Raw genomic sequence first — 21429 nt, 5'->3', positions numbered from 1 at the left:
CAAATTCTGTTCTGTAACCGAGTCCGGCGTGCGCTTAGTACGCGAACGCAAGCACATCGTCGTCGTGCTGGTCATTCTTGGTGCCATCGGTATCGTCGTGCTTCTTGCTCAACTCCGGCATCGCAGACGGAATACCGCCACGGATAAACCGGACCAAGAGGCGCACCTCAACCACCAGCAGCACCAGATAGATGAGCGTGAGGGCAATGAGCGAGAAGAGCAGCTCTCCCGCGCTCACGCCAGGAGAAACGGCGGCGGCGGCGAACATGAAGACCTGATCAATGCCGGTGAAGGATGGGTTCGGTGCCACCACGAAGGGCTGGCGACCCATCTCGGTGAAAATCCAGCCAGCGGAGTTAGCCGCGAACGGGGCGAGAATGCCCAACACTGCGAGACGCGAGATCCACTTGTTGTTGTAGACCGTGCCCTTGCGGGTCACCCACAGGGCGATCGCCGCGGCCACGGCTGCCATGCCACCGAACGTGATCATGAGGCGGAAGCCCCAGTAGGTCACTTCCATGATGGGCAAGTAGTTGATTTCCTGGCCGGCGTTGGCGCCGTACATGGGGTCATTCGGGTAGGTGGTGCCGTACTTTTCCTGGTACTCCGGGAGCAGCGTGTTCACGCCCTTGACCGGGGTGGTGAAGTCCTCGTTGGCGAGGTAGGACAGCAAGCCAGGGAGTTCAAAGACGGCCACAATGTTGGAGCAGTCAGTCTGGCCTTGAGCGGACAAATCGCCAACAGCGAGGACGGAGAAGCCAGTGCCGTCGTGACATGCGGCTTCGGCGGCGGCCATCTTCATTGGCTGCTGTTCGAACATGAGCTGCGCCTGCGCGTGACCGCTGAAGGCCACGCCGATGAAGGCGATGATGGCCACCACGGCGCCGATGCGCAGGGACTTGATCCACACGAAGTAGTCCGTCTTATCGCGAGCGGCACCCAGTTCAGGGGCTTCGCCCACAATGACGCGACCGTCCGCGTCCACGGTGTCGATGCCCTCAGCGCGGCGTCGGTGCAAGTGGTACCACGAGATTCCCAGAAGGAACCCGCCGGCTACTGCGAAGGCGCCGAAGAGGGTGTGCGGGAAGGTGACCAGAGCGGTGTTGTTAGTGAAAACGGCCCACGCGTCCGTCATCACGGCGCGGCCGTCCTGAATTTCTACGCCTACAGGGTGCTGCATCCAGGAGTTTGCTACCAGGATGAAGTACGCGGAAAGGGTTGCGGCGAGGGTTGCCGCCCAGATGCAGGCTGCGTGAACCACTTTGGGGAGACGATCCCAGCCGAAGATCCAGAGTCCCAAGAAGGTGGACTCCACGAAGAATGCCAAGAGTGCTTCCATGGCAAGTGGAGCGCCGAAGACATCGCCGACGAAACGGGAGTATTCGCTCCAGGCCATTCCAAACTGGAATTCCTGCACAATGCCGGTGGCGACGCCCATGATGAAGTTGATCAGGAAGAGCTTTCCCCAGAACTTCGTCATGCGAAGGAATTCTTGCTTCTTAGTAATGAGCCAAGTGGTCTCCAGTGCGGCCACCACAATTCCAAGACCGATGGTGAGCGGCACCATCAAGAAGTGGTAGACCGTGGTGATGCCAAATTGCCACCGCGCAATTTCTAACGGGTCCATCAGCAGCCCTTTCTCAGGCAGCGTTCCCTGCTTGAGAGTGCTGGGAACAAGGTGTGTGTGCTGGTTGTTCTACGTTGCGTAGAATTCAACTTCTACTAACTGTAGAACAATTGGCCAATGAACGCTAAAATAGATTCGGACATTGTGACCGATACCGTACTCCGGTCAACCCATTGGTGTCAGTAAGGAAATTGTGTGACTAACCTCGGCGAACTCGAGCGCTCCATCATGGACCTGTTGTGGGCGACTTCCGGCTCACTCACAGCCAACGATGCGCGTGACGCGCTTGCTCAATTGCCGGGCAACGATGGCAAAGAGCTCGCCGTCACCACAGTTTTGACGGTGCTTTCTCGGCTTGAGAAAAAGGGATTCGTATCGCGCGAACGCCACGTTCGCCCGCACCGCTACCGTGCCGTGCGCTCTCGCGAAGAGCACACCGCGGACCTCATGAGCGAGGCTTTTGGCGAAGCGGTTGACCGCGAAGCCGTGCTTGCGCGCTTCTTGGGCAGCATGTCCACGGATGACGCCGCCGCGTTGCGGCGATTGCTCTACGCAGAATCCGCATAGATCCAGCCTTGATGCTCATTCTCGCCACGATTATGGGCGCAATTGCCGTGGCGCTCGCGTGGCCCGTCCCCGTCGCGCTCTCACGCGCCAAGTGGCCCTCCCAGCATCCTGCCCTTGGCATGATGGCGTGGCAGGCTGTGGCTCTCGTGGGTGGCGTGACCATGATTGGCGCCGGCTTCGCTTTTGGCGTGTGGCCGCTGGTAGAGCCCGCGCTACGATCACAACTGTGGCTCGTGACCCTGACCCACTTCGCCCTCGCGTTCAGCACGTTCTTGGGTTTGCATTTGATCCTCACGCTCGTGATGACGTGGTATCGAATTTCTCGTCAGCGGTTGCGCCACCGCAATCTTCTCTCGCTCTTAAGCGAACCGAGCGACCTGGCTCCCAACGCGCTGGTAATCCCCCACGACTCCCCCGTCGCCTATTGCGTTCCTGGCTCCGGCCAGTCCTTCACCGTGCTTTCACGCGGCCTGATAGCCCACTTGAGCGATCGCGAAATCAAGGCTGTCATCGCGCACGAACGCGCTCACCTGACCCAGCGGCACGACCTGCTGATCTTGGCGTTCGAGTCGTGGCACCGCTCGCTTCCGTGGCTGCCGACTGCCCGTTTGGCGCGCGCCGCCGTGAGTGAACTCATTGAGATGCTGGCTGATGATGCAGCCTTGCGTGTGGTTTCAAAGACGGATTTGTTGCGCGCGTTGGCTGCTACCTTGCAGTTTTCCGGTGAGCAAGGATCCGTGGAGTACGACGCCGCAGCTGACGTTAAAAAGTCCACTTTCGGACACCCTGCTTCAGCTGAGCGAGACGCCGCCGGGCTACCCACCGAAGTGGTGAACTCCCGGCGCCTCACCCGATTGCTTGATGCCGCTTAGGCGTCGATGCTTTCGCGATCCACGCGGTCTGCGCCGGTGATGATGAAGTCCTTACGCGGAGCAACATCTGATCCCATCAAGAGTTCAAAGATGTGCTCTGCTGATTGAGCGTCAGAGATATTGACGCGGCGGAGCGTGCGGTGGCGCGGGTCCATGGTGGTTTCCGCAAGCTGCTGAGCGTCCATTTCACCCAAGCCCTTGTAGCGCTGGATGGGCTCTTTGTACTTCTTGCCCTTCTTCTCCAGGTCGGCTAGGACGGCGTGAAGTTCCTTCTCCGAGTACGTGTACACCATCTCGTTGGCCGCTGAACCGTGGTTGATGACCTCGACGCGGTGAAGTGGCGGCACGGCTGCGTACACTCGACCGGCTTCCACCATGGGACGCATGTAACGGAAGAACAGCGTGAGCAAGAGCGTGCGAATGTGGGCACCGTCGACGTCGGCGTCCGTCATCAAGATGACCTTGCCGTAGCGTGCCTGGGTGATATCAAAGCTTCTGCCCGAACCAGCGCCGACCACCTGAATCAAGGCTGCGCACTCAGCGTTGGAAAGCATGTCGCCGATGGACGCTTTCTGAACGTTCAGGATCTTGCCTCGAATCGGCAAGAGAGCCTGAAAATCAGAAGAACGAGCCAGCTTGGCTGTGCCCAGAGCGGAGTCACCCTCCACAATGAAAAGCTCTGAGTGATCTACATCGTTGGAGCGACAATCGGCGAGCTTGCTTGGAAGCGTTGACGATTCGAGCGCGGTCTTGCGACGTTGCGTCTCCTTGTGGACTCGCGCCGAAATGCGCGACTTCATCTCGTTGACGACCTTTTCAAGCAGCACGGCGCTTTGGGTCTTGTCATGCTTGCTGGTGGAGGCCAGCTTGGCGCCCAGTTCCTTCTCGATCACTCGAGACACGATTGCGCGGACCGCCGAGGTTCCCAAGATCTCCTTGGTCTGACCTTCAAATTGCGGTTCGGCCAAGCGAACAGTCAAGACGGCGGTGAGGCCGGCGAGGGCGTCATCCTTTTCAATCTTGTCGTTTCCGGCCTTGAGCTTACGAGCGTTCTGCTCCACCACTTTGCGCATGGTCTTCAGCAAGCCTTGCTCAAAACCGTTCTGGTGCGTTCCGCCCTTCGGGGTGGAAATGATGTTGACGAAGGTTTTCACCGTGGTGTCATAACCAATGCCCCAGCGCATCGCGATGTCCACTTCACAGACGCGTTCAACGTCCGTGATCCTGCTCCGGCCGTTCTCATCCATCATCGGCACAGATTCGTGGAACGTTCCTGAACCGTGGAAGCGCCAGGTGTCGGTGATGGGCGTATCCGATGCCAAATACTCCACGAACTCAGAGATTCCGCCGTCGTGGTGAAATTCTTCGTGCGTCGGAATGTCAACGGGAGCGTTCGAGCGCAGATCATCGATAGTGATCCGCAGGCCCGGCACCAAGAACGAGGTCTGGCGGGCTCGGGCTTGAAGATCAGCGAGGGACACAGCGGCGTCCTTCGTGAAGATGTCCCGGTCCGCCCAGTAACGAACTCTAGTGCCGGTGGTGCCGCGCTTCGCACGACCCACCACGTCTAGTTCGCTCTGATCCTGAAATGGCTCAAAGTTTGCCTCAGCCTTGGGCTTGCCTGCGTCGATGAAGCGGCCAGGCTCACCACGGCGGAAGGACATTCCGTAGGTCTTGCCACCGCGGTCCACCTGAACATCCAGACGCGTAGACAAAGCGTTCACCACGCTGGCGCCTACGCCGTGCAGACCGCCCGAGGCAGTGTAGGAGCCGCCGCCGAACTTTCCGCCGGCATGGAGCTTGGTGAAGACCACCTCTACACCGGTCAGCCCGGTCTTTGGTTCGATGTCAATGGGGATGCCACGGCCGTCGTCTTGGACTTCTACCGAACCGTCAGCGTGCAAGGTGATGGCGATGGATTGGCAGTAACCGGCGAGTGCTTCATCAACGGCGTTGTCGATGATCTCCCACAAACAGTGCATGAGGCCACGGGAGTCCGTGGATCCGATGTACATGCCTGGGCGCTTTCGAACTGCTTCGAGGCCTTCGAGGACGGATAAGTGTCTAGCTGTGTAGTCCGAGTTCGATGCCACGCCTGCGCTCCTTCATTGACCGGGATTGTCTTGCGATGACGTCTCTGAGAATCGAGAACCTAGCTCACCGCCGCAAAAACTCCGCGCCCGTAAGTCTATCGTTGCCCTATTTGGGGAATTTGTTGGCTCGCCGAGAGGTTTCATTTCGGAGTCGAGAACATTGCGAGATAAGCCGCAATTCGTGCCAGAAGTCACTTTTGATTGCGGTTTCGTACGCATTCAGCGAACTTTTGCTCAAAATGCGAATACTCTGGGCCGAAAGCTGGTTACATGAGTACATCTATAAGGAGGTCGCCATGACGGCAACAATTGCACACCGAGAACTTACCGGTATGGATCGCTGCGATCGCTGCGGTGCGCAGGCTTACGTTCGGGCCGTGTTGGGATCATCCGGTGGAGAACTACTCTTCTGCGGACACCACGCGCGAGCTGTCGAAGCTAAGCTGCGCCCCCTGACTATCGAGTGGCAGGACGAGACCCAGCGTCTTCACGAAAAGCCAGCACTCGTCGACGCTGAGTAAGGATCAGCCACACCCCATCAGGGTGCCATGAGACTTCGAGGGGCCACGCTACTGAAAAGGTAGCGTGGCCCCTCCGTCGTTTAACCATTACCAACATCACCACCTATCGCTGACATCGCCACAGAACACCCCGTCTGCGGCCGACCCACCCCCATGCGTGGCCAATTTGCTGCAACTTTTTCGCGAGTTCTAGTCGCAAAGGGTTCTCACATGGGGGCGGGTTGGAGAGAAGTGGCCTCACATGAGGGGCGGTGATACGTGGAGAGGCGTTAAACGGATGATGGCCCGCGCCCCGAGGGGAACGAGCCATCAATCTCTAGGTGGTTCGACATACCGCAACTCTGAGAGTGGCGAGGAACGCCAACTCAGCGAGCTACGGAAGACCGAACTCCCGGTGTCTTAGTCCAGGTAGTCGCGCAGGACCTGCGAGCGCGATGGGTGACGAAGCTTAGACATGGTCTTCGATTCGATCTGACGGATACGCTCGCGCGTGACTCCGTAGACCTTTCCGATTTCGTCTAAAGTCTTCGGCTGGCCATCGGTCAAGCCAAAGCGCATTGCAACTACGCCAGCTTCACGTTCGGACAAGGTATCCAGAACCGAGTGCAGCTGTTCCTGCAACAAGGTGAAGGACACTGCGTCAGCAGGAACAACGGCCTCGGAGTCCTCAATGAGGTCACCGAACTCAGAGTCTCCATCCTCACCCAACGGGGTGTGCAGGGAGATCGGCTCGCGGCCGTACTTCTGAACCTCAACAACCTTTTCGGGGGTCATATCGAGTTCCTTCGCGAGCTCTTCAGGAGTCGGTTCGCGACCAAGGTCCTGAAGCATCTGGCGCTGAACGCGAGCAAGCTTGTTGATGACTTCCACCATGTGTACCGGAATACGGATGGTGCGAGCCTGGTCAGCCATAGCGCGAGTAATCGCCTGGCGAATCCACCACGTTGCGTAGGTAGAGAACTTGAAGCCCTTGGTGTAGTCGAACTTCTCCACTGCACGGATCAAGCCCAAGTTGCCTTCCTGGATCAAGTCCAGGAAGAGCATGCCGCGACCGGTGTAGCGCTTTGCAAGCGATACCACGAGGCGGAGGTTAGCTTCGAGCAAGTGGTTCTTGGCGATCTTGCCGTCGTGAATAATCTGCTCGAAGTCCCACCTAGTACGCTTATCAGCATCTTCTGGGAGTTCCTTGAGCTTGTGCTCTGCGTACAAGCCAGCTTCGATGCGCAAGGCAAGGTCAACTTCTTGTTCCGCGTTCAGCAAGGCAACCTTGCCGATGAGCTTGAGGTAGTCCTTCACGGGGTCGGCGGTAGCGCCGGAGACCGTGACCTGAGCTACGGGAGCGTCATCGTCAACGTTAGAGATCACAAAGCCGCCGCGCTCTTCAGTGCGGGACCGAGGAGCTTCAGAAGACTCTTCGTCTTCGTCGTTCTTCTTTTCCGTCTCTACATCATCAGCGACAGCGTCATCAGCGATGTCATGCAAATCTTCGACGTCAGCCTCTTCGAGAACTTCCGGTTCGACATCCTCATGATGATCCTCGACCTCGTCGGGGGTCTCGTCAGTCGCTGCCTTAGCAGGTTCCTCAGCCGTTGCAGCCTTGTGTCCGCGCTTAGCGGCCGGCTTGGTGGCAGCGTCGGCTGCGCCCGCCTTGGCGGTGGTCTTAGCAGCCGCCTTACGGGTAGTAGTCTTTGCGGCTGGAGTCGCCGAAGCTTCGTCAGTTGAAGCAGCGCCAGATGCGGCAGCCGCGGCTGCTTCCTTGTTCTTACGTCGCGTGATGGCCGACTTCTGCTGCGGCGTCAGCTGCGATTCGTCGACCTGTTCAGTCTCTGTCTGCCTGGTCTTAGTGGGCACGAATAACCTTTCTCGCGAGCGTACGTGGCGTCACAAAAGGGGTAACACCACTATGACCCTGTCAAGTCCGCGCCGTTACACAATGCAAGAACTGCACCACGTAACTACCGACTGAAGGGTCTGACTTAATGCAACGCTTCAATCGCAAGGTATGTTCCCGAACTCACGAAAGAATTTCGGAAATTTCCTTGACAAGCACGAACCTCACCGGGTCTGCGGCTTAAAGTCTCTCACGGAAAGCAAGAAACTCGTGAACTGAGAACGCGTAACGCTCCTTACGTGTCACCTGCGCCACTCGCCCTTCAGCTGCGCCACGCAAGCTCCGGATCCGTCACCCAGCGCGGCTGGTAGCCGTGCATCACCACGTCAACCATCAGTTGAGCCAGGGAATACTCCGGATCCATGGCTCGAGCCTTCTCCGCACAGGCTAGGGCGCTACTCCCCCGCCCGCGCATCCACTCCACCCAGCTCAAGATAGAAAACAGAATCGTCAGTTCACGGCCATCCGCGGCGGACATCAGCTCTTGAGCGAGTTCAGCGCAACGGTCTAACCGATCCCAGACCGGAATCCCGTTTCCGAGAGCGCTGGTGGTGGCCATGGCATCAAGGTACGCGCAGTCGTTTTTGATCGCTCGCGGCATTTGGGAGGCGAAGTGTTGGACGGTGCCGGCGGTGACCAAGAAGGACGCCATCAGAGCGTCACGCACCTCAATATCCAACAGTGAGGCCAGCAAACGTCCTACGACTTCAGGGCGCTCTTGCAGTCTCACGAGTGACGTCATGAGCGGTAGCTCCTGGTATTCGAGCCAGAGGAGCAGCACTTCGGCCCGCTCGAAGTCAAAGACCCCTTGCTGAGCGAACTGCGCCGCATGCCGCCTGATGGCATCTTTGCGTTGCCAGACCACGCGCGGACTTGGTAGCACGGGTTCATGGGACGGGGAGCTGCCGCGGACAATGCTGTGCAGGTGTGCTTCATGGAGTTCTAGTTGTTCCAAAGATTTTGCTGCCGCGAACTCGCAGTAGCCCTCGTCGCATTCGTCGTGAAAGCAACTCAGGGTGAACCAGGCGTCATCGGTAACCAGCCACATGTCAACCACGCGGCAGTCCCGATCGTCGAAAGCTCGCTTAACTTCCGCAACCAGCGGGCCGGCATCCTTACGGTCCGAGTAGGCAGCAATGAAGACACGAGTCATGGTGGGAACTTCGCATACTTTTTCCGCCACGGCATCGGCGAAGTCAAAGACCGTCAGGCTAGACGCGTCGAGGGGTGGCAGGTCCACCCGCGCGGTAGCGAGCCAACGATCATCAGTGGCAAGGACCACCACGATGCTTTCAGAGGGGTGGAATCGAAGTTGGTGAGGGACGGCCGCCAAGATTCCAGCGGCATCAGCAATACGCAAGGTTTCAGAAGGAGTTGTCATGCCTCCAGAATCGTCGCCCCACGCTTGGCCCGCTCGAGCGAGCATCAAGAATGTGGATGAGCTACGCCGTCGTACTGAAATCTCTGAACTGTGGGTGAACGGGGACTAAATATCGCCGTTCTTGCGCTTGCGACCGGACCAGTAGTTTTCAATGATGGCGCGGTGCAACGGGCGGATGGCCAGGCCATCTTCGGCTTCCATCCGCGCACGGACCTTCTTACGCAACAGCAGCATGAAGAACACGCCCACAAGGTAGGGAATGAACTGAACCGCGAAGGCGATACGGAATCCGTCGAGGGTATACAGCGGAGCATTGGGCCCGGACGCTTCCCGCACAATATCCAGCACCACACCGATGGCACCAATGGTCAGCAGGGCACCAAGGAAGCCGCCCACGTTCACCACACCAGTGGCCGTTCCAATGACGTTGGGAGGATTGAAACCTCGAGCGAAATCGAAGCCAATCATGGACATCGGTCCGCCAGCTGCGAGCGCCGCGAACAACACAATCAAGAGCCACAGCGGAGCCGGTCCAGAGAGGGAAAGAACCACTGCCCAGCACAGCATGGAGAAGAAGATTCCCGTGAGGGCCATGGTGGATCGGCGCACGGGGTAACGGGCAGTCAGAGCCCCAATCACCGGTCCGGCAACGAATCCCATGATCACGAAGATCGACAACAGCCCGGACGCCACAGCCGGGTCCAATCCCTGACCCGCAATCAAGAACGGGTAGCCCCACGCCATCAAAACCACGTGCAGAGAGAAGCTCGTGGTCATATGCGTCCAAAACCCCAAACGCGTAGCCGGCTCTTTCGCCGCAAGGGACAGCATGGTAGTGACTTTGAGTCGCGGTCCAGCTGCCGTGCGAAGCGCCCGAATTTCAGGTGGCATATCCCGGATCAACGAGAAGCTGAGGATCACCGCCAACAAGGACAACGCGGCCAAGGAGACAAACGACGGCGTCCACCCGAAAGTGTGAAGGACCGCCGCGAACGGAACCAAGGACAACAGCTGCCCCGCTTGGCCCACCATTGAGGTCACCTGATTCAGCACCGGAATCCGCTTGTGAGAGAACCACGCTGGCAACAATCGAAGCACTGAAATGAACGTCATGGCATCGCCTGCACCCACCAGCACGCGTCCCAAATAGCCAAGGCTCACATGTTCGGCGAAAGCCAGCACGGCCTGCCCGGCAAACATAAGCGTGGCGCCCACACCAATCATGAGTCGTGAACCATAGCGGTCCACCATGATGCCTACCGGTATCTGCATCCCGGCATACACCAAGTACTGCAACACGGTGAAGATGGAGAGAACGGATGCGGTGGCCGCGAATCGTTCGGTGGCGTCCAAACCGGCCACGCCGAAGCTCGTACGCTGGGTGACCGCCACGATGTATGCGAAGACACCGGCGCTCCAGACAATCCAGGAGGTCTTGGTGTCGAGGTATTTACGAGGCGCTGAAGACGAGGAAGACGAAGTACTCACCAGGCGCCGCCTAACTCGCGGTTTCGCAAGTCAAGCGGCACACTACGCAAGGATTCGTGCTTAACGCGAGGCGTCGTCGTCGTGCTCCGGAGCGGAATCAGCGTTGCGATCCTCAAGCTCAAGACGCAAGAATTCGGAAGCAGCCGCAGCGAGCGACTCGCCGTCGGGAACTTCGCCGCCTTCAAGGAGCAAAGACTGCGGGTGCAAGCCCTCGCGGTGAGCATCGTATTGCTCTTCAATGTTGCGAACCATCGACTGGATTTCGGGGTTAGAAGCAACCTGCTCCGCGACCTTCGCTTCAACTTCACGTCCCTGTTCACGCAACTCATCCGTAGGAAGGGCGAGCCCCAGTGCCGCCCCCATGTACTCTAAACCGCCAATTGCGGCGTTGGGATACTGTCCGTCAGATAAGTAGTGCGGGACATGCATTGTGAAGCCGATAGTCGGCTTTCCGGCAGCTTCGAAGGAAGCTTCTAGAACGTTCGCGAGGGACGCAGGAACCACCATGGGGGTTGGCCACTGCGGCGCACCGCCGTCGGGGGCGGAAGAGTTGCCGTGCACCGTGCCCGTAATGGGACGCGTGTGAGGAACGGGCATGGGCACCGAGGCCAAGAACGCCGTCCGGTTGACGCCGAGGTTGTTGTTCAGCCACGTCATTGCGGAAGTGAAGCGCTCCCAGTGTAGGGAGGGCTCCGGTCCAGAGAGGATCAAGAAATCGCGGCCCAGTCCGTCGGTGGCTGCGTCGATCGCAATGCGATGCGGCGCGTAGTCCACGAAGTGTCCGTTATCAAACATGATACGGGGCCGTTTAGCGGAGTGATCAATGAGCGAATCCGCGTCAAAAATTGCTACCGTGCGGGTGGGAAGCTCCTCCAACAAGGTGTCGCGAACTTGCGCGAGCGCTTGCCCGGCGTCCATATGACCGTCAAGGAGCACCAACATATCTAAGTTGTGACCACGAACGCTCTGGGCCACCTGCTCATCCACTTCTACTAGATCCATGGGATCCATAGGGCACCTCCTTGCCGATTCTCGTGCGCGAACGCATTCCAGTAGTTAGACAACGTCTGGTGCGCGAAATACATTCCATTCTATTCCGGCCCGTTCATTTCCCGTGTGAGCTTCGGCGCGGATATCCGCAAGAAGTGCTGAATAAATGTATGGTCATAGCATCTGTGATGGAGGCCATCATTGGCACGTCGCACGTTTTCCGAGATCTAGTTAGAAGGTTCATTCCTCGTGAAAAAGAATCCCGAGCTCACTCTTACTGCCATTGCGGCGGACCTGAAGAAGCACCGAACGGACGCGCTAGTACTTGCGGTGCGCAAAACGTCAGACGGCCCTGAACTCCTCTCCTCCCCCTTGTCAGCTCAGGATTCCGAGGCTCTCGAGTCCTCTTTCCGCGCGCTTGGCGTCACCGGCAAAGCGGACGAGGTTCTGCGTTTGCCAAGCCTCGAGAGCACGGATGCTGAGGTTCTTGTGGTTGCTGGCGTCGGTTCTTTGGATGGCCGGGACGACGACGAAGCCTTGCGTCGCGCTGCAGGCTCTGTGACGCGTCAGGTCACCGGGTTCGAGCGTGTGACGTTCGCTTTCCCTGCGGAGACGGTGTCGGCTGCGGTCGCGATCGCTCAGGGTGCCGCTCTCGGCGCGTACTCCTTTGAGTCCTACCGCTCTGAAGCGCAGCGCGCTAAGACGGCGGACGAGAAGGTGCTGCGCGAGGTCGTGGTTGCCACGGGTGCCGCAACGGACAAGGCCCTCAAGCCGGCCCTGCAGGAGACGGCGGCGATTGTTCGCCACGTTCACCACGTCCGCGATCTGGTTAATACGCCAGCCAACGATCTGTACCCGGAGACTTTCGCCGCTCACGCGAAGGAAGCCGGCTCCTCGCTTCCGGTCACCGTTGAGGTGTACGACGACGCTCGCTTGGCTAAAGAGGGATTCGGCGGTTTGTTGGGGGTTGGGCGAGGTTCCGCGCGTCCGCCGCGCCTCGTCAAGGTCAGCTACAACCCGCGCGGGAAGCACCAGCACGTTGCCATTGTGGGCAAGGGCATCACCTTCGATACCGGTGGCATCTCGTTGAAGCCTGCGTTGAACATGGACCAGATGAAGTCGGACATGGCTGGTGCTGCAACGGCACTGCACGCGGTCTTGGCTCTGGCCGAGCTCAAGGCACCGGTCCGCGCGACCGCGTGGTTGTGCCTCGCAGAAAACATGCCTAGCGGAAATGCCACTCGCCCCGGCGACGTCATTACGATGTTTGGCGGCAAGACCGTGGAAGTGTTGAACACGGACGCTGAAGGTCGTTTGGTGATGGCCGATGGCCTCGCGGTGGCGTCCCTCGAAGAACCAGACGTGCTCTTGGACATCGCTACCCTGACGGGTGCGCAGCTCGTAGCTTTGGGCCGCCGCACGGCCGGCATCATGGGCGACCCTACGGTTCGCGACGGTCTCTTCCACACCGCTGAAGCAGTTGGCGAAATCGCATGGCCTATGCCGCTTCCCGAAGAACTGCGCTCAAGCATTGCGTCCCAGGTTGCCGATTTGGCCAACATTGGCGAGCGCAACGGCGGCATGATGACGGCTGCGGTATTCCTCGAGGAATTCGTAGGTGAAGCTCGTGGATCCAAGATTCCTTGGGCACACATCGACATTGCTGGTCCGTCATACAACGACGCCGCTCCATACGGTTACACCGGCAAAAACGGAACCGGTGCTTTGCTCCGCACCCTCGTGGAATACGCCCGTAACCTCGGCTCAAAGAACTAATTCGTTAATAACAAGTACAAAAGTTGCCACTCATGCCAGAAAAGCGTGTTGATTAACACACACAATTTCGGATCATTGAGTGGCAACTTTTGGCTGAATGCTTTGAAACTGCCGGGTAGGCAGGACTAAGGTAAAGCACGAAGTACTACGCAAATTTGCGATTCTTACCCAGAAGTCGCAATACGGCAGGGCGCGGGGCGCCCGAATATCTCAAGGGAGCGTTCTCGTGGCCGAATCGGCAGCAGAGCAGGAATTTGATCTACTCATCCTGGGTGGAGGTAGCGCTGGCTATTCAGCAGCTCTTCGCGGCATCCAGTTGGGTATGACTGTTGGACTCATCGAAAAGGACAAGTTGGGCGGCACGTGCTTGCACACCGGATGTATCCCAACGAAGGCTTACTTGCATTCCGCCGAGCTCGCTGACAACGCTCGCGAAGGCGCCAAGTACGGCATCCACACCACCCTCGATTCCATCGACTTGGCTGGCGTCCGTGCTTTCAAGGACAGCATTGTTGCTGGCAAGTTCAAGGGTCTGACCGGACTTTTGAAGATGAAGGGCGTTACCGCCATCGACGGCTACGGCAAGTTGGTTTCCCAGGACACCATCGACGTAGACGGCAAGCAGTACAAGGGCAAGAATATCGTCCTTGCAACGGGTTCCACTTCCCGTACTCTAGGCCTCGAAATCGGCGGTCGTATCTTGACCTCCACCGAAGCTTTGAACATGGACACGCTTCCCTCCTCCGCCATCGTCTTGGGCGGCGGCGTGATTGGCGTCGAGTTCGCTTCCGTGTGGAAGTCCTTCGGCGTTGACGTCACCATCATCGAAGGCTTGCCCAGCCTCGTTCCTAACGAAGACCCAGCGATCATCAAGGTGCTCGAGCGATCCTTCAAGAAGCGCGGCATCAACTTCAACACCGGCACCTTCTTCGAGAAGGTTGAGCAGAACGAAAACGGCGCCAAGGTCACGTTGGCCGACGGCAAGGTTTTCGAAGCTGACATCGTCCTCGTTGCTGTTGGCCGTGGCCCGGTCACTGAAGGCATGGGCTTCGAAGAGCAGGGCATCCCCATGGATCGCGGATTCGTCCTTGCTAACGAGCGCCTCCACACCGGCGTTGGCAACATCTACGCCATCGGCGACATCGTCCCAGGCGTCCAGTTGGCACACCGCGGTTACCAGCAAGGCTTCTTTGTTGCTGAAGAAATCGCCGGCTTGAAGCCAACCATCGTCGAAGACATCAACATCCCTAAGGTGACGTACTGCGAGCCAGAGATCATGTCCGTTGGATACTCCGAGCCAAAGGCGAAGGAAAAGTTCGGCGACGACAAGATCGTCACTCAGGAATACAACTTGGCTGGTAACGGCAAATCCTCCATCTTGGGAACCACCGGTTTGATCAAGATGGTCCGTCTCGTTGACGGCCCGATCATCGGTGTTCACGGTATCGGCGGCCGCATTGGCGAGCAGATCGGTGAATCGCAGCTCATCGTCAACTGGGAAGCCTACCCAGAGGACGTTGCCAAGCTCATCCACGCACACCCAACGCAGAACGAATCGTTGGGCGAAGCCGCTCTTGCCTTGGCAGGAACGCCACTTCACGGCTAAAACCTAGAAAACACTGGGGTGCACCTCCACGGTTGCACCCCAGTGGACTAAGCTCGAACTCAAGTTTTTATAAAAAAATTCGAGCGGACCATCACTTCCGCTCTAGGTACCGCAAGAGGAGAACGGGGACAACATGTCTGAGACCGTTAATTTGCCCGCCCTCGGTGAAAGCGTCACCGAAGGAACCGTAACGCGCTGGCTCAAGCAAGTTGGCGACGAAGTCGCTGTTGACGAAGCGCTCGTTGAAGTTTCCACCGACAAAGTTGATACGGAGATCCCGTCGCCTGTTGCTGGCGTGATCGAAGAGATCCTTGTCCAGGAAGATGAGACGGTAGAAGTTGGCGCTGCGCTCGTGCGCATCGGTGATGGATCCGGTGCTGGAGCCGCTCCTGCAGCCGAAGCCCCAGCAGCCGAAGAAGCTCCTGCTGAAGAGGCTCCTGCCGCTGAAGCACCAGCTGAAGAAGCACCTGCTGAAGAAGCACCAGCTGAAGAAGCACCTGCTGAAGAAGCACCTGCAGAGGAAGCGGCTCCTGCCGAGGCTCCTGCTGCTGAGTCTTCCGACAACGCTGGCGGCGCTTCTGAAGAAGTAAAGCTCCCAGCTCTTGGCGAGTCCGTTACCGAAGGCACCGTGACCCGCTGGCTCAAGGCCGTTGGCGACGACGTCGAGATGGACGAGGCTCTTCTCGAAGTGTCCACGGACAAGGTTGACACCGAAATCCCGTCCCCAGTCGCCGGTAAGCTCCTCGAGATCCGCGTGAACGAAGATGAGACCGTTGAGGTTGGCGCTGTGCTTGCCGTCATCGGTTCCGGTGCAGCACCTGCAGCTCCAGCTCCAAAGGCTGAGGCTCCAGTAGCAGAAGTACCTTCCACCGAGAAGGCACCGGCTGAGCCAACCGGCCCATCCAGCGAGCCTGCAGCAGAGGCAGTTCCAGCAGCACCGGCTCCACAGGCCGCAGCTCCTGAGGCTTCCGCTGACAACAACGACTCCGGATACGTCACGCCATTGGTTCGCAAGCTTGCGTCCAAGAACAACATCGACCTGTCCACGGTCAAGGGCACGGGCGTTGGCGGACGCATCCGCAAGCAGGACGTTGAGCAAGCAATCGAAGCGGCAGCTGCCGCTAAGAGCGCTCCCGCACCTGCGGCGTCGTCCTCTGCAGCAGCTAAGCCTGCCGCAAGCGCACAGCCGTCCGCAGCAGCTTCCAAGTTGCGCGGCACCACGGAGAAGGCACCACGCATCCGTCAGGTCATCGCTCGTCGCATGCGCGAGTCGCTGGACACGTCCACGCAGCTCACCCAGGTACACGAAGTGGACATGACCCGCATCGCGAACCTGCGCAACAAGGCTAAGGCTGGCTTCCAGGCCACCAACGGCACCAAGCTCACCTTCCTTCCGTTCATCGCAAAGGCAGTGGCCGAGGCGCTCAAGCAGCACCCGAAGGTCAACGGCGCTTACGACGAAGAGAAGCAGGAAATCACGTACCACGACGCCGAGCACTTGGCGATCGCTGTGGACACCGAGCGTGGCCTGTTGGTTCCTGTGATCGCAAATGCTGGCGACCTCAACCTTGCGGGCATCGCTCACAAGATTGCGGACGTTGCAGAGCGCACGCGCACCAACAAGATCCAGCCTGACGAGCTCTCCGGCGGCACGTTCTCCATCACGAACATCGGTTCTGTGGGAGCACTGTTCGACACCCCGATCATCAACCAGCCACAGGTTGCGATCCTCGGTACTGGCGCTATCGTCAAGCGTCCAATGGTGATTCAGGATGCCGACGGCAACGACGTCATTGCAATCCGCCACATGATGTACCTCTCCCTCACGTACGACCACCGTTTGGTGGACGGCGCAGACGCAGGCCGCTTCTTGCAGACCTTGCGCGCTCGCCTTGAGGAAGGCGCATTTGAAGCGGAGCTTGGCCTCTAAGCCACGCACGTAACTCTGGATGGACTCGGTTTCGGCCGAGTCCATCCGCTTTTAACGTGACGTCCCCAACCGATCACTACACCACCCTTTTCGACACTGCGTCGAAAAGTACTTAGGCTTTAACTATGGAATTTCTCAAGCTCATTCTGGTCCTTTTGCACTTCATCGGTGCAGCCGCTCTCGTGGGCGGATGGCTCTCCAACTTCAAGACCCCAACGGTCACCAACTGGCAGTTCTACGGGGCCATCATTCAGCTCGTCACCGGCCTGCTCTTGGTGGGTCTGATCGAAATGGGTGACGGCCAGCTCAACCACGTCAAGATCGGCGTGAAGCTGGTTCTTGCTATTGGTGTGTTCGTGGCAGCTCTCATTGGCTGGCGCAAGGCTCGCGCAGGTCAAGAAGTGAGCACCGGTCTTGCACACGGTACGGGCGGCACGGCGTTGATCGCTATGGCCGTCGCAATGTTGTGGCGCTAAAGGTTTGCGCGTAGGAGGGATCCTGCGCAGTCTGTAGTCTTGCGGTCTCCGCTGGGCTACTCTGAGTGGAGTTGCCATCTGGCAGCTCCACTTTTTTGTGGGTTTCACTAGCAGTTTTTCTCAAGGAGACATCATGGCAGTGACACGTTCAGCCCGTACCGCATGGAACGGCGATCTCGCTTCCGGCAGCGGTCAGACCACGTTTGAAACCTCCCAGATTGGTACCTTCGACGTCACGTGGCGTGCGCGCGCCGAGGCCGCCGAGGGCAAGACCTCCCCCGAAGAGCTCATCGCCGCGGCACACGCAACGTGCTACTCGATGGCTTTCTCCAATATCTTGAAGACCGCCGGCCACACTCCAGAGCACATTGATACGCGCGCCGAGGTCGATTTCTCTACCGATGGCGGCGCTCACATTTCCGAGATTCGCCTGACCGTCCGCGCGGACGTTCCGGGCATCACCGAAGAGGAGTTCGCGGAAGCCGCGCAGGCAGCCAAGGAAGGCTGCCCGGTCTCCAAGGCACTAGCTGGCGTAGAGAGCATCACGCTCGACGCCAAGCTCGGCGTCGAATAAGACCTAGCGATCCCCAGCCCGACGCACCACTTGTGGTCGCGGAGGCAACGGCCCCGGTTGCAGCGAGGAGTACCCGCTACGTTGCGGCGGCCGCGATGTTCCCTGCTCTGCATGGAGCTCCGTCAGCACCTCTAGCGCGCGTTCGAGTTGGGGATCCGCATGTTCGACGTAGGCGTGCGGCGGGTAGGGCACTTCGATGTCCGGGCTGACGCCACGGTTTTCGATACCCCAGCCGATTCCTTGCGTGAACCAGGTGGCATAGCGGGGCTGGGTCACCTTAGTACCGTCGGCGAGGTCAAAGAGATTATCAATTCCGACGACGCCGCCCCAGGTTCGCATGCCCACTACCGGGCCGAGGTTCCTGAGTTTGGTTACTTGCGTGATGATGTCGCCGTCGCTTCCAGCCCACTCATCAGTGAGAAGGACGAGCGGTCCACGCGGCGCGCTGGACGGGTACGTCCCGGTGCGCATTTCACGGGCCATGGTCCACGCGGTGACTTTGCGGCCAATGAGCTCGGCAACCAGCTGTGAAGTGTGCCCGCCACGGTTTCGGCGGACGTCCACGATGAGCGCGTCCTTGCTGGTTTCAACATCCAAGTCTCGGTGAAGCTGAGCCCAGCCTTGGGCTGACATGTCCGGCACGTGCAGGTAGCCGAACGTTCCGTTGCTTGCGTCGCGGACCTTCTGCCGGTTGGTGGTCACCCAGTCTTGGTACCGCAAGCGTTCTTCGTTTTGAAGCGGGACGAACGCTACTCGGCGCACCGCTCCAGGGTTTCGGCCATTTGGTCCCTCTTCGATGGTCAGCTCGACCGTCTTGCCCGCAGCGCTTGTCAGGAGCGCTTCCGGTCCCACATCGTAGGGCACGCGCTGGCCATCTACGCCGATCACAGCATCGCCTTCGCGGACGCCAACGCCGGGAGCTCGCAGCGGTGGATAGGCTTGCGGGTCAGACGAATCGCCGTCAAGCAACCGGGAAATAACCCACTTGCCGTCTTCGGTGCGCGCCAGATCCGCGCCAAACAGTCCCTGGAATCCGGTTCCCGACTCCATGGCCGCGAACGGGGAAACGTACGCGTGCGAGGTACCCAGCTCACCGTGGAGCTCCAGCAGAATATCCACGAGGTCATCGTGGCTACCCAAGCGCTCGATCAACGGGCGGTACTTGAGAGCAATCCCCTCCCAGTCCAGCCCGGCCATGTCCTCAGTCCAGAAGAAGTCTCGTTGCAGGCGCCACGTCTCATTGAACATTTGGCCCCACACTTTGGCGGGCTCTAGCTCGACGCGAATACGGTTGAGATCAAGCCGCAAGGACTCTGCTGAGCTGGTTTCCACGGAGCGATCTGTGGGGACGCAGCGCACTTCGGTGCCGTTGATGTAGACGAGCTTTTTCTTGTCACCGGAAATGCGGAACTGGCTGAGGCGAGAGACCAGCGTGGTGGTCTTCTTCTGATCCAGATCAAAACGCTGGAGCCGCAGTCCGCTTCCGCCGTTTTCCGTGGAGCCGTCCCCTGTGACGCCGAGCGATTCATCGACGAGCCACAGCAGCGCATTATTGACGGCTACCAAGCGGCTGTACCGCCCCTGAGAGACCGGCACGCTGAAGAGTCTCTGGGCAATGCCTTCGGCATCTACGTTGGTGAGGGCTGGGGTGGTGCCGGTGGTCGGTGGCACGCCGCGATCATGACCTGTCACCGAATACGCGCTGGGGCCGAAGGGGCTTGGCGTGTTGTCAGCGAGAGAAACCATGAACGGTTTGGTGGACGCCGGGAAGCTCAAGTCGAAACTGTGAGTGTCATAGACCGGGTCAAACGAGCGTTCGGACAGGAACGCCAAGTACTGTCCGTCCATCGTGAAGGACGGCGAGTGATCGTGGAATCGACCGTCCGTCACCAAGATGGGTTCCTGGTCAGCTTGCGTGGTGGAGGTCAACAACAAGCGGCTGCGTCCTTCGTGCGCAGTCACCGGTTCAATCCACGCAACCCACCCCGAATCCGGCGAGAAACTCAAGTGAGAGATAGCGCCGTAATCCGTGGACCCCAAGAGCCGCCATTTCGCTTCGCGAACGTTCAGCAAATACGCCTCGCCGTACTCGGTACCGAGGCCAATCCAACGCCCGTCCGGGCTCACCTCCAGTATTCTGGGGCGGCCCCGCACGGGAAGCTCAATGCGAGTAAGGCCCGCCTGTCCAGAATCCGTCTCTGAAGACTCTGTGGCGGCAGTCCCGTCGACGCCGATGGTTTCGCGCACTTCTTCCGATTTTGCCGTGTTGGGAGAGGCGGCAGGTTGTGGCTTCTCCATCTCCTCCTCAACAGGAGTCTCCGGAACCACTCCATCCGCTCGCGCGGTGAGTTCTTGGGCCGGTGCTTCAAAGGCGGCCAGCTCATCCTCGAGCGTCCAGTCGTGGAAGAGATCGTCGTCGCTTTCGGGCAGGCCAATGGCCGCGGTTGACGCGAACGGACCGTCCACCGTGAGATCGCGAATGAAGAGGGCTTCCTCTCCCCCATGGTCAGCAACGTAGGCGACGTGCTGGGAGTCGAGCACTCGGCCTAGACGTGCGCGCACGCCCGGAGTGGCTTCCACCATGTGGCTGGGCCCATCCTTGTGCAGCAACAAATGCAGAGTTCCGTGGGTCTCGACAACGGAGGTTGCGCCCGTGAGATCGGGAGTCGCGGCTTTGAGGTTCTTCGTGGGGACCAGCATGGTGCGCCGGCGGTTGTTTCCGGCCGATGCAAGCTTGATGGGAAGCGGCCGGGCTTCGGAGTCCAGCGAGTCGAGGACAAAAAGCTTGCCGCGGTGTTCGTAAATCAGCCGCTCGCCGTCGCTCGAGAGGTGGCGAGCGTAGAACTGGACGTGGTCGGTGTGTCGGCGGATATCGCTACCGTCCGGCAGCACCGAGTACACGTTGCCGTAGCCTTCGTGATCCGAAAGGAAGGCGATTCGCCCACCGACCCATTGCGGCAAGCATAGGTTGGAGGTCAGTTCCGGAACAAGTCGCTCAAAGGAGCCAGAACCGTCGCGATCGATCCAGAGTTTTCCGGCGGCGCCACCGCTGTAGCGCTTCCAATAGGCGGGTTCACGCGTCAAGGCGGAGCCCACGACCACCGGGCGCGTGCCGTTGGTTTCGGGTCCCCACACCACGGAGTCCACGGGACCGTAGGGCAAGAGTTCGGTAGGACCGCCGTCCAAAGGGACGGAGCGCGCCCAGGTATGGCGAAAGTCAGATTGCCGATACGCCGTGATGGCCAGAACGTTGCCATCTGGGGTGAATCCGCGCATTCGTGTGGTGGAGCTACCCCAGTAGGAGAGCTGCTTGAACCCGCCACCGTCCAATTGAGCGGTCACCACTTCTGGCGAGCGGCGCTGCACGACGCTCCACACCAAGGACTCTCCATCCGGGGTGAACTGCGGATTACGCGCGGGCAAGTGCATCGTGGAGATGCGGGTGGCGAGACCACCCTCAAGGGGTGCGATCCACACATCGTCTTCGGCAACGAAAGCCACCTGATCGTGGCGAACGTGAGGGAAACGCAAGTAGCTACCGCTTGGAGCCAACCGGCCTAGAGCGCCGGCGTTGCGTCGAGATGCGTTCGGATCAGTTCTGCTCACCATGCTTAGATCCTAGTGTTGTGACCGGCCA

The 21429-nt window shown here is 59.3% G+C and carries 15 protein-coding genes; 8 read left to right on the top strand and 7 right to left on the bottom strand.

Features of this window, described 5'->3' with window-relative positions; genetic code table 11:
- Positions 1 to 34: 34 nt before the first annotated feature.
- Entirely contained in the window at positions 35 to 1627 is a 1593-nt protein-coding gene (locus HD598_RS12230) for a cytochrome ubiquinol oxidase subunit I (RefSeq protein ID WP_071893242.1), read from the bottom strand.
- Between the two features lie 195 nt (positions 1628 to 1822).
- Between HD598_RS12230 and HD598_RS12225 the strand changes: the two genes are divergently transcribed.
- Positions 1823 to 2194, top strand: a complete 372-nt coding sequence (locus tag HD598_RS12225) for a BlaI/MecI/CopY family transcriptional regulator (protein WP_071893241.1) — start codon at positions 1823 to 1825, stop codon at positions 2192 to 2194.
- 11 nt (positions 2195 to 2205) lie between these two features.
- On the top strand, positions 2206 to 3066 hold the full coding sequence (locus HD598_RS12220) for a M56 family metallopeptidase (RefSeq protein ID WP_260170743.1): 861 nt from the start codon (positions 2206 to 2208) through the stop codon (positions 3064 to 3066).
- Here HD598_RS12220 and HD598_RS12215 read toward each other — a convergent pair.
- Positions 3063 to 5159 (bottom strand): DNA gyrase/topoisomerase IV subunit B, encoded by a 2097-nt coding sequence (locus tag HD598_RS12215; protein WP_183666218.1) that lies wholly within the window; start codon positions 5157 to 5159, stop codon positions 3063 to 3065. The genes HD598_RS12220 and HD598_RS12215 overlap by 4 nt on opposite strands.
- 296 nt (positions 5160 to 5455) lie before the next feature.
- On the opposite strand from HD598_RS12215, the gene HD598_RS12210 reads away from it, so the two are divergent.
- Complete coding sequence (locus HD598_RS12210; RefSeq protein ID WP_071895079.1) at positions 5456 to 5680, top strand: DUF7455 domain-containing protein; 225 nt, start codon at positions 5456 to 5458, stop codon at positions 5678 to 5680.
- A 399-nt stretch (positions 5681 to 6079) separates the two neighbouring features.
- Here the strand turns inward: HD598_RS12210 and HD598_RS12205 are convergent, their stop codons facing one another.
- The 4 genes from HD598_RS12205 to HD598_RS12190 form a co-directional block, all read right to left on the bottom strand.
- Positions 6080 to 7531 carry an RNA polymerase sigma factor gene (locus HD598_RS12205; protein WP_183666216.1) on the bottom strand — a complete coding sequence of 484 codons (1452 nt, stop codon included), beginning with the start codon at positions 7529 to 7531 and terminating at the stop codon, positions 6080 to 6082.
- Between the two features lie 302 nt (positions 7532 to 7833).
- On the bottom strand, positions 7834 to 8952 hold the full coding sequence (locus HD598_RS12200; protein ID WP_071893237.1) for a DUF4192 family protein: 1119 nt from the start codon (positions 8950 to 8952) through the stop codon (positions 7834 to 7836).
- A 105-nt stretch (positions 8953 to 9057) separates the two neighbouring features.
- Positions 9058 to 10440 (bottom strand): MFS transporter, encoded by a 1383-nt coding sequence (locus tag HD598_RS12195; RefSeq protein ID WP_183666214.1) that lies wholly within the window; start codon positions 10438 to 10440, stop codon positions 9058 to 9060.
- A 60-nt stretch (positions 10441 to 10500) separates the two neighbouring features.
- On the bottom strand, positions 10501 to 11451 hold the full coding sequence (locus HD598_RS12190; protein WP_183666212.1) for a proteasome assembly chaperone family protein: 951 nt from the start codon (positions 11449 to 11451) through the stop codon (positions 10501 to 10503).
- A 228-nt stretch (positions 11452 to 11679) separates the two neighbouring features.
- Between HD598_RS12190 and HD598_RS12185 the strand changes: the two genes are divergently transcribed.
- From HD598_RS12185 to HD598_RS12165, 5 genes are all read left to right on the top strand, one after another.
- Complete coding sequence (locus HD598_RS12185; RefSeq protein ID WP_183666210.1) at positions 11680 to 13206, top strand: leucyl aminopeptidase; 1527 nt, start codon at positions 11680 to 11682, stop codon at positions 13204 to 13206.
- Positions 13207 to 13432: 226 nt separating this feature from the next.
- Positions 13433 to 14812 carry a dihydrolipoyl dehydrogenase gene (lpdA, locus tag HD598_RS12180; RefSeq protein WP_183666208.1) on the top strand — a complete coding sequence of 460 codons (1380 nt, stop codon included), beginning with the start codon at positions 13433 to 13435 and terminating at the stop codon, positions 14810 to 14812.
- Positions 14813 to 14945: 133 nt separating this feature from the next.
- On the top strand, positions 14946 to 16742 hold the full coding sequence (sucB, locus tag HD598_RS12175; protein WP_183666206.1) for a 2-oxoglutarate dehydrogenase, E2 component, dihydrolipoamide succinyltransferase: 1797 nt from the start codon (positions 14946 to 14948) through the stop codon (positions 16740 to 16742).
- A gap of 125 nt (positions 16743 to 16867) precedes the next feature.
- Positions 16868 to 17218, top strand: a complete 351-nt coding sequence (locus tag HD598_RS12170) for a hypothetical protein (RefSeq protein ID WP_183666204.1) — start codon at positions 16868 to 16870, stop codon at positions 17216 to 17218.
- Between the two features lie 133 nt (positions 17219 to 17351).
- On the top strand, positions 17352 to 17792 hold the full coding sequence (locus tag HD598_RS12165) for an OsmC family peroxiredoxin (protein ID WP_071893231.1): 441 nt from the start codon (positions 17352 to 17354) through the stop codon (positions 17790 to 17792).
- A gap of 3 nt (positions 17793 to 17795) precedes the next feature.
- On the opposite strand, the gene HD598_RS12160 is transcribed toward HD598_RS12165, so the two are convergent.
- Positions 17796 to 21401 (bottom strand): S41 family peptidase, encoded by a 3606-nt coding sequence (locus HD598_RS12160; protein WP_183666203.1) that lies wholly within the window; start codon positions 21399 to 21401, stop codon positions 17796 to 17798.
- Positions 21402 to 21429: the final 28 nt, after the last annotated feature.

The sequence above is a fragment of the Neomicrococcus aestuarii genome (assembly GCF_014201135.1).
GTDB classification, from domain to species: Bacteria; Actinomycetota; Actinomycetes; order Actinomycetales; family Micrococcaceae; genus Neomicrococcus; species Neomicrococcus aestuarii.
The sequence above is the reverse complement of the archived record's forward strand: the minus strand, read 5'-3'. Positions and strand labels throughout refer to the sequence as shown.

Excerpts from the sequence above, each read along its gene's own strand:
- HD598_RS12220 (WP_260170743.1), top strand. The coding sequence starts at position 2,206 with ATGCTCATTCTCGCCACGATTATGGGCGCAATTGCCGTGGCGCTCGCG.
- HD598_RS12170 (WP_183666204.1), top strand. The coding sequence starts at position 16,868 with ATGGAATTTCTCAAGCTCATTCTGGTCCTTTTGCACTTCATCGGTGCA.
- sucB (WP_183666206.1), top strand. The coding sequence starts at position 14,946 with ATGTCTGAGACCGTTAATTTGCCCGCCCTCGGTGAAAGCGTCACCGAA.
- HD598_RS12190 (WP_183666212.1), bottom strand. The coding sequence starts at position 11,451 with ATGGATCCCATGGATCTAGTAGAAGTGGATGAGCAGGTGGCCCAGAGC.
- HD598_RS12210 (WP_071895079.1), top strand. The coding sequence starts at position 5,456 with ATGACGGCAACAATTGCACACCGAGAACTTACCGGTATGGATCGCTGC.
- HD598_RS12200 (WP_071893237.1), bottom strand. The coding sequence starts at position 8,952 with ATGACAACTCCTTCTGAAACCTTGCGTATTGCTGATGCCGCTGGAATC.
- HD598_RS12230 (WP_071893242.1), bottom strand. The coding sequence starts at position 1,627 with ATGGACCCGTTAGAAATTGCGCGGTGGCAATTTGGCATCACCACGGTC.
- HD598_RS12165 (WP_071893231.1), top strand. The coding sequence starts at position 17,352 with ATGGCAGTGACACGTTCAGCCCGTACCGCATGGAACGGCGATCTCGCT.
- HD598_RS12160 (WP_183666203.1), bottom strand. The coding sequence starts at position 21,401 with ATGGTGAGCAGAACTGATCCGAACGCATCTCGACGCAACGCCGGCGCT.